At 68.1% G+C, this 12291-nt stretch carries 14 protein-coding genes; 8 read left to right on the plus strand and 6 right to left on the minus strand.

What is annotated here, in order from left to right:
• The first annotated feature begins 141 nt into the window (after positions 1-141).
• Positions 142-1167: a LacI family DNA-binding transcriptional regulator gene (locus tag ACTHNC_RS15585; RefSeq protein WP_440295535.1), complete on the plus strand. Its 1026-nt coding sequence runs from the start codon at positions 142-144 to the stop codon at positions 1165-1167.
• 117 nt (positions 1168-1284) lie between these two features.
• On the opposite strand, the gene ACTHNC_RS15590 is transcribed toward ACTHNC_RS15585, so the two are convergent.
• The 3 genes from ACTHNC_RS15590 to ACTHNC_RS15600 all read right to left on the minus strand — a co-directional run bounded on the left by ACTHNC_RS15590 (position 1285) and on the right by ACTHNC_RS15600 (position 5195).
• Entirely contained in the window at positions 1285-2499 is a 1215-nt protein-coding gene (locus ACTHNC_RS15590) for a DNA polymerase domain-containing protein (protein WP_440295536.1), read from the minus strand.
• A gap of 9 nt (positions 2500-2508) precedes the next feature.
• A complete protein-coding gene (locus tag ACTHNC_RS15595; protein WP_440295537.1) occupies positions 2509-2820 on the minus strand; it encodes a hypothetical protein in 312 nt (103 codons plus the stop codon).
• Positions 2821-3041: 221 nt separating this feature from the next.
• Positions 3042-5195, minus strand: coding sequence for an APC family permease (locus tag ACTHNC_RS15600; protein WP_440295538.1), 2154 nt, complete (start codon positions 5193-5195; stop codon positions 3042-3044).
• Positions 5196-5314: 119 nt separating this feature from the next.
• Here ACTHNC_RS15600 and ACTHNC_RS15605 point away from each other — a divergent pair, with 119 nt between their 5' ends.
• Positions 5315-5566 carry a hypothetical protein gene (locus tag ACTHNC_RS15605; RefSeq protein WP_440295539.1) on the plus strand — a complete coding sequence of 84 codons (252 nt, stop codon included), beginning with the start codon at positions 5315-5317 and terminating at the stop codon, positions 5564-5566.
• A 92-nt stretch (positions 5567-5658) separates the two neighbouring features.
• Here ACTHNC_RS15605 and ACTHNC_RS15610 read toward each other — a convergent pair whose 3' ends face one another.
• The gene (locus tag ACTHNC_RS15610; protein ID WP_440295540.1) at positions 5659-6288 is read right to left on the minus strand and encodes a PadR family transcriptional regulator; all 630 of its coding nucleotides are present in this window, start codon (positions 6286-6288) and stop codon (positions 5659-5661) included.
• On the minus strand, positions 6285-7139 hold the full coding sequence (locus tag ACTHNC_RS15615; RefSeq protein WP_440295541.1) for a DUF4097 family beta strand repeat-containing protein: 855 nt from the start codon (positions 7137-7139) through the stop codon (positions 6285-6287). Before ACTHNC_RS15615 ends, ACTHNC_RS15610 begins: the two co-directional genes overlap by 4 nt.
• Positions 7140-7281: 142 nt before the next feature.
• Here ACTHNC_RS15615 and ACTHNC_RS15620 point away from each other — a divergent pair, with 142 nt between their 5' ends.
• Genes ACTHNC_RS15620 through ACTHNC_RS15640 form a run of 5 tightly spaced genes read left to right on the plus strand, consistent with a single transcriptional unit; the run spans position 7282 to position 9773 of the window.
• Positions 7282-7632 (plus strand): VOC family protein, encoded by a 351-nt coding sequence (locus ACTHNC_RS15620; protein ID WP_440295542.1) that lies wholly within the window; start codon positions 7282-7284, stop codon positions 7630-7632.
• Positions 7632-8033: an ArsR/SmtB family transcription factor gene (locus tag ACTHNC_RS15625; RefSeq protein ID WP_440295543.1), complete on the plus strand. Its 402-nt coding sequence runs from the start codon at positions 7632-7634 to the stop codon at positions 8031-8033. Before ACTHNC_RS15620 ends, ACTHNC_RS15625 begins: the two co-directional genes overlap by 1 nt.
• The gene (locus ACTHNC_RS15630) at positions 8030-8569 is read left to right on the plus strand and encodes an SRPBCC domain-containing protein (protein ID WP_440295544.1); all 540 of its coding nucleotides are present in this window, start codon (positions 8030-8032) and stop codon (positions 8567-8569) included. The genes ACTHNC_RS15625 and ACTHNC_RS15630 overlap by 4 nt, the downstream gene beginning before the upstream one ends.
• 1 nt (position 8570) lies before the next feature.
• Entirely contained in the window at positions 8571-8927 is a 357-nt protein-coding gene (locus ACTHNC_RS15635) for a hypothetical protein (RefSeq protein WP_440295545.1), read from the plus strand.
• 57 nt (positions 8928-8984) lie between these two features.
• The gene (locus ACTHNC_RS15640) at positions 8985-9773 is read left to right on the plus strand and encodes a MerR family transcriptional regulator (RefSeq protein WP_440295546.1); all 789 of its coding nucleotides are present in this window, start codon (positions 8985-8987) and stop codon (positions 9771-9773) included.
• A 145-nt stretch (positions 9774-9918) separates the two neighbouring features.
• Here the strand turns inward: ACTHNC_RS15640 and yczE are convergent, their stop codons facing one another.
• Entirely contained in the window at positions 9919-10761 is an 843-nt protein-coding gene (gene yczE, locus ACTHNC_RS15645; protein ID WP_440295547.1) for a membrane protein YczE, read from the minus strand.
• 62 nt (positions 10762-10823) lie between these two features.
• Between yczE and yczR the strand changes: the two genes are divergently transcribed.
• Positions 10824-12254: a MocR-like transcription factor YczR gene (yczR, locus tag ACTHNC_RS15650; protein ID WP_440295548.1), complete on the plus strand. Its 1431-nt coding sequence runs from the start codon at positions 10824-10826 to the stop codon at positions 12252-12254.
• The last annotated feature ends 37 nt before the right edge of the window (positions 12255-12291 follow it).

Below are 12291 nucleotides of genomic sequence, written 5' to 3' on the forward strand. Positions count from 1 at the left end.
TTCATTTTTTTTTTTTACTTGGGGCCCTTGGCCTTTTTCTCCATTTTTTTTTTTTTTTAATTCTCCCTTTTCCCAACCATCATTTGGTTTTTTTCGGCGACTTGAACCGTCGTCATCGCACCAACGAGAGGAGGGGATCCGATGTCCAAGCTGCCGACGGTGCACGATGTGGCGCGGGTCGCCGGCGTCTCGCGGCAGACCGTCTCGAACGTGCTCAACTCGCCCGATATCGTGCGCCCCGACACCCGCGACCGTGTACGACGCGCGATCGACAGCCTCGGGTACCGCCCACACGCATCCGCTCGCCGGCTGCGCACGCAGAAGAGCTCGACCATCGGTATCCGCCTCGACCCGATGCTCGACGGCATCTCCGGGTCGATCCTCGATCGGTTCCTGCACGCGCTCACCGAGCAGGCGGATGCCATCGGCCTGCGCATCCTCCTCTTCACGGCGACCGGGCCCGAGGATGAGATCCGTCAGTTCGGGCGCCTGATCGACGGATCCGACGTGGACGCGTTCGTGCTCACCTCGACGTTCCACGGAGATCCGCGCACCGAGTGGCTGATCGAGCATGAGCAGACCTTCGTCACGTTCGGGCGCCCGTGGGGCATCGACGACATGAACGATCCGCGGCACGCCTGGGTCGATGTGGATGGTCGCGCCGGCGTGCGCGCCGCGACCGAGTCCCTGCTCTATCGGGGGCTGAGCCGCATCGGCTTCCTCGGCTGGCCGGCCGGATCGGGCACCGGCGACGAGCGTTCCGGCGGGTGGCGCGACGCGATGACCGCGGCCGGACTGGGTGAGGGACTCGAGATGTTGCAGGAGACCGCGGTCGACACAGTGTCGGCGGCGCGCGAGGCATCCGACCGCCTGATCGCCCGCATCGGCGACCTGGATGCCGTCGTCGCCGCCAGCGACAGCCTCGCGCTCGGCGCGGTGGTGCAGACCGGGGGCGCGCTGCCGGTGATCGGCTTCGACAACACCCCGGTGTCGGCCGCGATGGGATTCTCCAGCGTCGACCAGCGACTCGACGAGGTCGCCGCCGGCGTGCTGGCCCTGCTGACGGATGCCGAGGGCTCAGCAGACGTCGCGCGTCATCGTCTCATCACACCGGAACTCGTCGTGCGGTCGTCTCATCCGCCGATGGTGCCCGACGCGAGGATGTAGACGAGCAGCGGCAGCCGGCGGCGCGACGCCTGATCCACGTCAGCCCGATCGAAGCGACGGCCGCCACGATTCAGGGAGTCTCTGTTGAGGGTGCCTCGGCAGGGCACCTGAATCGCTTCACGCCCACGGATCGTAGTCGGCCAGCAGCGGCCCCTGCTCCGGCCGCTCCGCCTCCGGCACGTGCTGCAGGTTGATCCGCACTCGATACCAGAGGGAACTCGATCCGCGCATGCCGTCCACCAACTCGTCGGCGGGATGCAGCCGCGCGGCGGCATCCGCATGCTCGGTCTTCCACTGCTCCAGTGCGGCCACCGCCTCGGGCTTCGTCTTCGTGCGGGCGATCTCGATCAGCGGCATCGTGGAGACCCGCCGGCCGTCGCCGTCACCGGATCGCGGCGGCTTCTCCGCCGGTCCGAGCCGGTCGGCGAGCGCCAGCAACGCATCAAGCGATCCGACCGCCTCGTCGATGCCGGCGTGAGCGTCGCCCCGCTCGGCGAACCTGCGCAGCACGGTCGGCACCGTGAACTCCTCCGGGCGGCGGGAGCGCACCTCGCCCCAGTCCAGCGGGGTCGAGACACGGGCATCCGGCAGCGCGCGCACCGAGTACGCGGATGCCACGGTGCGGTCCTTCGCGTTCTGGTTGAAGTCGACGAACACGCTCTCGCCGCGCTCCTCCTTCCACCAGTGCGCGCTCGCGAGGCCCGGCGCGCGGTTCTCCACCTCACGGGCGAGCGTCTCGGCGGCCAGGCGCACCGCGGCGAAGTCCCACTTCGGAGCGATGCGCACCAGGATGTGCAGTCCTCGCGATCCGCTCGTCTTCGGCCATCCGACGAGCCCGTGGTCGTCGAGCACCTCCCTTGCGATGAACGCCACGTCCACGATCTGTGACCAGTCCACGCCCGGCATCGGGTCGAGGTCGACCCTGAGCTCGTCCGGGTGGTCGAGATCCTCCGCGCGCACCGCGTGCGGATTGAGGTCGAGACAGCCGAGGTTCGACACCCAGGCCAGGCCCGCGGCATCCCGTACCACGGTCTCCTCGGCCGACGTGCCCCTCGCGTAGTGCAGCGTCGCCGTGTCGATGAACGACGGATGCTCGCGGGGCACCCGCTTCTGGAAGAACGGCTCCTGAGACAGGCCCTTGACGTACCGCTTGAGCACCATCGGGCGGTCGCCCGCACCGCGGAGTGCACCCTCGGCGACCGCGATGTAGTACTGCGCGAGGTCGAGCTTGGTCAGTCCCGGCTCGCGGAACACGACCTTGTCGGGGTGCGAGATGCGCACCTCGAACCCGTCGACCTCCAGGAACGTCTCCGACTTCGACGACGGACTCATCTGGCCCAGTTAACTCCCGTTCGCCCAGGCGTACCACTCGGTGCCGAGCCGCGCGACCTGGATCGTCCCGCACACGCGTCGGTCCGTGGTCAGCGGCTGCTTCGGCCACCAGTCGGCCGAGATCGTAGGCTTCAGTGGCTCGCTCCGAGGTACTGCCGTGCAGGTCGCCGAAACCGGTACGCCGGCAGCCGACGCGAACTTCATCAGGTAGCCAGGCGCATCTGCCGGGTAGTCGAGGGTGATGCCCGTGGCGTCGTCCGGGAGCCAGGCCGGAACATCCTTGTCGCCGGCGCTGACCGCCTCGTTCTTGTCGTCGTACACGAGGTACCCCTGACGGGACCCGGCCCACGCGCTGCATCCAGCGAGCGAGGTGGCGGCCAGCAGGGCGAGCGAGACGGCGATAGTGGCGGTCAGTTTCCGGGGTGCGATTTCTCCGGTCGCTCGCCGCGTTGAGATGACCAGCCGCGTTTCAACTGCAGCTGTGGTCCATGGATGCGGTCGTATGCGCCACTTCTGCAGTTGAAACGCCGCGCGACGGCTGGTCAGTGTCTGGATCGTGCAGCGTCAGCTGCTTTTCTCTCGTCAGGCGCTGCGGTGACGTCGCGGATCGCAGGGGTCGAGACATCCTGCTTGCCGCGTCCCGCAGCGGTCGGCGCCGCGGGGGCGAGCGGGCGACGGGGGATGGCGCGGATCGGCTCACCGCGCCGGTCCTGCCCGGGCAGCGGCCGCGACCGGCGACCATAGATCAGCTCCGACGAGTCGAGCAGCCACGGCACGAGCGCGATCGTGACCCCGTGGATCATCATCAGCTGCTTCGAGATGCGCCGGGCGCGATGGTTGTGCAGCAGCCCCTCCCACCAGTGGCCCACGATGTACTGCGGCAGGTACACCGTCGTCACCTCGGAGCCGTGCTCCTCGCGGCGGTGCTTGATGTACTTCATCAACGGAATGCCGAAGTCTCGGTACGGCGACTCGATGACGGTCAGCGGCACGTGGATGTTCATGTCGTGCCACTGCTTCTGCAGCAGCTCGGTGGACTCCTCGTCGACCGAGATGTGGATCGCCTCGATGGACTGGTGCCGCGCCGCGATCGCGTAGTCGAGCGCCTTCAGCACGGGCTTCTGCATCTTGCCGACCAGCACGATCGCGTGGTCGCCGCGAGAGCCGAACGTGGTGGTCGGGTCGACTTCGACCTCCTTGGCCACGTCGCGGTAGTAGCGGTTCACGCCGAGCATCAGCAGGAACAGCACCGGCATCATGATGAACACCAGCCACGCGCCGTGCGTGAACTTCGTGATCGTCACGACCACCAGAACGCTGAACGTGAGCAGCGCGCCGAACGCGTTGATCGACATGCTGCGGATGATCGTGGTGCGGTCCTTCGCCTGCCGTCGAGCCTCGCGGTCGCGCAGCAGGGTGATCCAGTGCTTGACCATTCCGGACTGGCCGAGCGTGAACGAGACGAACACGCCGATGATGTACAGCTGGATCAGGTTCGTGAGGTTCGCCTGGTAGATGACCAGCAGGATGATCGCGGCCAGCGCCAGCGCGATCACACCGTTCGAGAACACCAGGCGGTCGCCGCGCGTGGACAGCGCCTTGGGGGCATACGAGTCGCGGGCTAGCACGGAACCCAGCAGCGGGAATCCGTTGAACGCGGTGTTGGCCGCCAGCAGCAGCACGACGGCGGTGGCCGCCTGCACGATGAAGAACGGCACCGAGTTGTTTCCGAAGGTGGCGGATGCCAGCTGCGCGATCAGCGAGCGCTGCGGCTCGGTCGCGCACTGCTTCCAGCCGATCAGGTCGCACGGGTTCTCCGCGTAGTGCACGCCGCTGATCAGCGAGATCGCCATCAGCCCGGCGAACAGGAAGATCGCGATACCCCCCATCATGAGCAGCGTTGTGCGGGCGTTGCGGATCTTCGGGGTGCGGAACGCCTGCACGCCGTTGGCGACCGCCTCGACACCGGTGAGGGCGGAACATCCGCTCGAGAATGCCCGCAGCAGGAGCAGCACGATCGCCGCCTGCGCCAGACCCTCCGAGCGCACCGCGTACTGCGCCGACTCCGCGATAGGTGCGACGCCGAGCGCGGTACGGATGAGCGCCGTCACGATCATCACGCCGATCGAGCCGATGAAGACATAGGTCGGGATCGAGAACGCCTTGCTCGCCTCCCGCACGCCGCGCAGGTTCATGCCGGCGATGAGCACGACGAACGCGACCGCGAGCTCGACCCGGAACCCGCTCAGCCAGGGAAGTGCGGAGATGATGTTGTCCACGCCGCTGGCTACGGACACGGCGACCGTCATCACGTAGTCGACGAGCAGAGCGGATGCCACGACGAGCCCGGCTTTCTCGCCGAGGTTCTTGTGCGCGACCTCGTAATCGCCGCCGCCTGAGGGGTACGCCTTCACGAGCTGCCGGTACGAGGCGACGACCGTGAGCATGAGCACGATGACCGCGAGAGCGATCCACGGAGAGTAGGTGAGGAACGCGACACCGCCCACCAGGAGCACCATCATCAGCTCCTGCGGCGCGTACGCCACGGAGGAGAGCGCGTCGCTGGCGAAGATCGGCAGCGCGAGGTGCTTCGGGAGGAGCTGCCCCTCGAGCTTCTCACTGGGTAGAGGTTCCCCGATCAGCCACCGTTTTGCAGAGCGACCGTCGAGCCCGGGGACCTTCCCCTCATTTGTCACGAGGGACGAGACTACTACCTGCCTATTGACTGTCAAGTCGGTGCGTCATGGCACGAAGCCAACGCCCAGCGTTGTATCGGCGAGGGTGCATCCAGGGGCACCGGACCTACCCTGATGGCATGCCACGAAACAGAAGTGGCGCAACGATCCACAGGCACGGTCTGACTCAGGCGGTCGAGTGGCTGGACGGCAAGCTGGTCCCGGTGCTGGGACCCGCACCGCTCGGTCCCTACGACGCCCAGCCGCCGCTCAGCACAGCCTGCCCGCTTTGCGGGGAGGCTCTCGCCCGTCACGTCTCGGAGAAGGAAGAGGGGCACGTGTACCTGCACTGCCCGAACGGAACCGTGACGGAGACCGGGCGGGTGGCGTGAGCATCCGCGAGTCCGATCGCGCGTGAGCGCGACGCCCACCGAGTGACACGCCCGAGGCATCAGGGTCCCGGGCGCGGGAGGGATGCGCGCGCTCAGCGCCCGAGTTTGCTCAGCAACTCGGAGCGCACCCGCGAGAGGCCCTCCCGCAGGCCGCCGATCGCCGCGGCGGGGATGCCATCGCGCATGGATGCCTGCCGCAGATCCGCCCGCACCTGCTGGCGGAACTCGTTGAGCACGATCTCCGCCTCGCGCAGTGCGAGCCGCGACTCCCCGCGTGCGTCGGGCGCGGTGTCCTGCGGCGTGGTCTCTCGCGCGAAACGCTTGGTGTCCTCCTTCGCCTCCCGTGCCGCGGCCGCGAGGTCGGCACGCAGGCTCTTCATCGCCTGGTTGACGCCGGCCCGCACCTCGTCGGCCATGCGGCGCAGCGAGTCGGTCACTTCGTTCTCGATGTCGTCGAGCTCGGATGCCCGTGCCCGCAGCTCCTCGCGGCCCGCGTCGGTGATCGCGTACACGGTCTTGCGCCCGACGGCGGTCTTGGTGACGAGTCCTTCTTCTTCCAGCTTCGCCAGCCGTGGGTAGATCGTCCCCGCGCTGGGGCTATACGTGCCGCCGAACCGGTCGCTGAGCGCCTGGATCAGTTCGTAGCCGTGCTTCGGGGACGTCTCGAGCAGACTGAGCAGGTACAGGCGCAGGCTGCCGTGGGAGAACACCGCGGGTGTCATGCGGCGCCGCCAGCGGCATCCGTCGTCGTGCTCGTCGGCTCGCCCTGCCGTCTGCGCACCACGGAGATGTTGCCGGAGACGGAGCTGGCAGACACGTCGAGCCACTTGCCTTCGAGGTTGCCGGTCTGGCTCGTGTAGGTCTTGCCCATCGAGCCTTTGATCACAGTGGTCCCGTCCAGGTGGGCGATGCCACTCACCGTGTTGATGCGGTAGCGAACACCGACGTTCTCGTCGAGACGCATTGTGAGGTCGCCGGAGACGGAGTTCGTCTTCACCTCGAACGGCACGTCGAAGAGGTCGAGGTAGATGTTCGCACTCACGCTGTCGGCGGCGAACTTGGTGACGCTTCCCGACACCGTGAGATCACCGGACACGGTGTGCGCAGAGACCTCGCCGCGGTGGTCGCGTGCCGTCAGCTCGCCGCTGACGGTGTTGAGATCGAGGTCGCCAACAATGCCGTCCGCCGTGATCTCTCCGCTGACGGTGTTGAGCTTGGGGTCGGTGACGAGCCCGCTGACCAGTGCGACGGCGGAGATGACGCCGAGCTTGAGTTCGACGTCCCGCGGCACGAGCACCGTCACGTCGGCGGTCGCCTTGCCCCGCCAGGAACGGAAAACGTCGATGAAGTTGTCCCATCGCCACTGCGGGTGGTCCACCTCGAGGGTGTCGCCGTCGATCGAGATCAGCAGCTCCTTGCCGCTCACCTCGTTCACCTCGACCCGAGCCGTCGGCTCGTCGTGGCCGATCACGTCGACGCGACCGCCGATCAGGCTGACCTTCAGCTTGCGCACGACCTCGAAGTCGATCGTCTTGCTCTCTCCTGGATTCACGATCCAGCGTTCCTGTGCCATGTCCATTCCTTCCGGTTCTCGAGATATATCGCGACTTCGAGAGACACGATATATCGCGTTCCGCGATTGTGCAACTCTTGGTTGTTGACAACGTCCGTCAGTGAGAGCTAACGTAAGGCGGTACTGACGAATGGAGCGGATCATGGGACAGCCGGTGGCGATGTTCGAGTTCACGGCGCGCGACAGCGAGAAGGCGACTCGGTTCTACACGGAGCTCTTCGATTGGACGGCTCAGCCGATCGGCGACGGATACACGCTGATCGACACGGGTGCAGGCGAGGGAGCGATCCCGGGCGGTATCGGGGAGCCGCAACGCGGCGACGTTCCGCGCACGACGGTCTACGTGCGCGTGGACGATCTGCAGGCGTACCTGGACAAGGCAGTCGAACTGGGCGGACGCGCGGTCGTGCCACCGACGGCGCTGCCGGACGGCTACGGCTCGTTCGCGGTTCTCGCCGACCCAGAGGGCACGCTCGTCGGACTGTGGGCGTAGTGGCCGCGGCCGACCCGGACCGCTTCGACGAGGCCGGATCCACCGAGACCGACGTGCTGAAGGCGGTCGTCGAGCCGCGGCGCCGCGCCATCCTCCGGCTCGTGGCGACGTCGGAGCTGAGTGCGGGGGAGATCGCCCGCTCGTTCGACGTCTCGCGTCCGGCGATCAGCCAGCACCTGACCGTGCTGAAGGATGCAGGCCTGCTCACCGAGCGCAGGGACGGCACCCGCCGGCTGTACCGCACCCGCGCGGAGGGGCTGGCCGGGCTCCGTGGGTTCCTCGACGAACTGTGGGGAACGGCCCTTGCGGATGCCGCACGCATCGCAGAGGCTGAGCCCGAGGCGACCGCCACGCCGGACGCGGTCGCAGCGCCACGCGAACGACGACGGGAGGCGCGATGAGCATCGAACAGGATGCCCGCGACGACACGGGAGTCGTCCTCGCCTTCGAGCGTCCGCCGATCCGCACCAGCGTGGTCGTGCAGCGTGACCGGCCGGCCGTCTTCAACACCTTCGTGCGCACCATCGATCGTTGGTGGCCGTTGCGCCCGTTCTCCATGGGGCAGGATGCCGTCGCCTCTGTGACGTTCGAGCGCCGAGTGGGCGGCCGCGTCTACGAGACGTGGCACGACGGCACGCAGCGGGAGTGGGGCATCCTGCTGGACTGGGAGCCGCCCGAGCGCTTCGTGATGACGTGGAACGTGACCGGCGTTCCGACGGAGGTGGAGCTGCGGTTCATCCAGGAGGCATCCGATCGCACCAGGGTGGACCTCGAGCATCGCGGCTGGGAGCGGCTGAACGAGGAGCAGCTGCGGGAGGACTGCGCGCTGCCCGGCGGCTACCGCGGCGGGTCGTTCCAACGCGGCTGGCAGATCATCCTCGGGCGGTTCGTGGAGGCGGCGGAGGCCGGGGCGCCCGGCACCGGCGAGGAGATGTGAGATGGACGAGTGGCTGAACCTGCGCGACATCGACGACGACGAGATGCGACGCACCCTCGAGCAGACTCGCTCCTACACGGTCGTGCTGCTGCACACCGGGCCTCGCTACACGGAACCCGGTGCCAGGGAGATCATCTGGGAGCACGGGCGCCGCAACATGCAGCTGCGCGACGCGGGCATCCTGAACGTGGTGCTCCCGATCCGCGACGACAGCGAACTCGCCGGCGTCGGAGTGTTCGCCGGAAGCGTCGAGGAGACGCAGCGGATCATCGACGGCGACCCCGCGGTGCAGGCGCAGGTTCTGGTCGCCGAGGTGCATCCCGCGTCCGGTTTTCCGGGAGCGACGCTTCCTGCCTGAAACTGGCTTGCGCGGTCGCTTGACATTGACGTTGCGTCAACCTCTAGCGTCGTTGTCATGAGGAACGAAACGGATGCCGATGGCGCGGTCGACCAGTTCGTCGAGCTGTCGATCCAGCAGCTGGCGCGTCTGGTCGGAACGACCAGTCGCACGCTGCGGCACTACGACGACATCGGTCTGCTCAAGCCGAGCAGCATCGGCAGCAACGGATACCGCTACTACGACGAGCGTGCGCTCGTGCGTTTGCAGCGCATCCTGCTGCTGCGCGAGCTCGGGCTCGGGCTGACGGACATCGGCGCGGTGCTGGATCGAGAGACCGACGAGGCGACCGCGCTGCGCCACCACCTCCGCTGGCTGAGAAGCGAGCAGGAGAGGTTGGCGCGGCAGGCGGCATCCGTGGAGTTCACCATCGATGCACTGGAGAGAGGAGAGGCGATCATGGCCGAGAAGGCATTCGATGGATTCGATCACACGCAGTACAAGCAGGAGGTCGAGGAGCGCTGGGGCAAGGACGCGTACGCGAAGAGCGACGCGTGGTGGCGTTCGAAGACCGACGAGGAGAAGCGCGCGTTCCAGCAGCAGCACCTCGACATCGCGGCCGACTACGCGTCGGCGCGCGCCGACGGCGTGGACCCCGCGGATGACCGGGTGCAGCAGATCGTGCGACGTCACGTCGACTGGCTGAACCTGTCGGCGCCGGCGACCGGCGTCACGGTCAGCGCGCAGACGCTGCTCGGATACGGCGACATGTACGTCGCCGACGACCGGTTCGCGGCCAACTACGGCGGCACCGAGGGTGCCGAGTACGTGCGAGACGCGTTCCGCGTCTACGCCACCACGATGTAGCCCCCGACGAGGGCAGCCCTCAGAGAAGTGAGACTACGTGTATCGGATGAGGCTAGGTGCACAGCGCCAGGTCTCATCTCATACACCCAGTCTCACGTCCCGGGGTGGGGTGCGGACGGCGGCGGCCGGCGGCTCAGCAGGCGGCTCAGCCGCGGGGGCCGAGCGCCCAGCGTTCGCGCGCGGGCTCCCGTCGGCGGGCGGCCGCGTCCGGCTCGACCAAGCGGTCGTGCAGGTCGCACCGCTCGCCGTCGACCGATGCACGGAACGCGACGGTCGCCGCCGTGTCCGCTCCGGCTTCCGCTGCGCCACGGGCATCCGCTCGGCGCAGCGCGAACAGCGGGATCGCGACGTGCACGAGCGGGCCGATGCACAGCGCGTAGGCGAGCGTGCCCCAGCCGACGTTGCCGCCGAGCAGCCATCCGACGAGCAGCACGACCGCCTCGATGCCCGTGCGCACGAGCCAGATCGGGCGGCCGGTGCGGGTGTTCAGCCCGGTCATCAGGCCGTCGCGCGGGCCGGGGCCGAACTGTGCCCCGATGTAGAGGCCGGATGCCACGGCTATGAGCAGCAGGCCGCCCGCGAAGAGAAGGATGCGCGCCCAGAGCAGGTCCGGCTGCGGGATGGCCCAGAGTCCGAACTGCGCGGACGGCCCGACGAGCAGCACGTTCAGCACCGTTCCGAGGCCGGGCCTCTGGCGTAGCGGGATCCAGAACAGCAGAACAACGGCGCCGACGAGGTTGGTCACGAGACCGAACGGGATGCCGGTGCGCATCATGATGCCTTGCGACAGGACATCCCAGGATTCGATGCCGATCGCCGCCTGCATCATCGCGGCGATCGCGATGCCGTAGAGGAAGAGGCCGGCCAGCAGCTGCGTGAACCGTCGTGTGCGGGTCGCGGGACGAGTGTTGAGCGGCCGTAGGCTCCAGCGCGCCCGGCTCCGCACCGTGGAGATTCCGCCGGTGGTTGACGCGAGAATTGGCTGCATAGGAAGCATCCAATCTACAGACCGGCCTGTTCTTGTAGAGCCAATCAGGCTAAAGTGGCCTGATGGCATCGACGGCGATCGGATCGCGCTCCCTGCTGGAACTGCTCGGCGAGTGGCGCACCGACGGGCCGTCGTACGAGGCGTTGAGCGATCGCATCCGTCTGCTCGTGATCGACGGCCGGCTGCTCTCCGGCATCCGCCTCCCGGCGGAGCGCGAGCTCGCCGCGCAGCTGAAGGTCAGCCGCACCACGGTCACGGCCGCCTACCAGCGGCTCCGGGAACAGGGGTTCGCGGTGAGCCGCCAGGGCTCGGGCACACGCACCGCCCTGCCCGGCAGGGCCGCTTCACCCAGTGCCCCGACTCAGGGCGTTCTCGACTTCACGAAGGCCGCGCTGCCCGCCCCGTCGATGATGGCGGATGCCGTGCGCAGGGCATCCGAGCAGGTCGTGTCGCTGCTCGGCGACACCGGGTACGACACGGTGGGCCTGCCCGTGCTGCGGGAGGCGATCGCGCGACGGTACACCGCGCGGGGACTCCCCACCGACGCCGACGAGGTGCTCGTCACGGTCGGTGCGCAGCAGGCCATCGCGCTGATCTCGCGTGCGCTCGTGAGCCGCGGCGACCGGGCGCTGATCGAGGTGCCGACGTATCCGCATGCGTACGACGCGATCGGCGCCGCGGGTGCGCGCATCGTGACCACACCGGTCTCCGTGGACTCGCGCGACGGCTGGGACGTCGAGACATTCGAGTCGGTGCTGCGGCGCACGAGCCCGTCGGTGGCATACGTGATGCCCGACTTCCAGAACCCGACAGGGCGCTCGATGACGGCATCCGTGCGCCGGCGGCTGCTCGATGCGGCCGCAGCGCAGGGCACGGTCGTGGTCGCGGATGAGACGCCCGCCGAACTCGACATCGACCGCCCGGAGACCTACCCGCCGTTGGCCGCATCCGCGAACGGTGCACGCGTGATCACGATCGGCTCGGCGAGCAAGACGATGTGGGGCGGGCTGCGCATCGGCTGGGTGCGGGCCGACCGGCAGACCATCCGGCGGCTCCACGCCGTGCGCGCCAACATGGACCTCGGCACGCCCGTGCTCGATCAGCTCGTCGTCGCGGCGCTGTTCGAGAGCTACGACACCGTGCTGGCGGAGCGGCGTCTCGTGCTCGCCCGCGGCCGGTCCGCGATCGAACGGATCGTGCCCGACTCGTTCCCGGAATGGAACGTGCCGCACGTGCACGGCGGACTCGCGGCGTGGGTCAACATCGGTGCACCGGTCAGTTCCCAGCTCGCGCTCGCCGTCCGCAGCGAGGGCCTCCTGATCACGGCCGGGCCGAGGTTCGGAGTGGATGGCGCGTTCGAGCGGTTCCTGCGCATCCCGCTGACGCGCGACGAGTCGCAGGTGGAGCGCGCGGTCGCGGCGTTGCAGCGGGCGTGGCCGGCGGCATCCAGACATCCGTTGCCCGAACCGGGGATGCTCGCGGCAGTCGTCTGAGCGGGTAGTTGACCGCGGTCAACCGTCCAGAGTGGGG

It is taken from the genome of Humibacter sp. (assembly GCF_051954055.1).
GTDB lineage: Bacteria > Actinomycetota > Actinomycetes > Actinomycetales > Microbacteriaceae > Humibacter.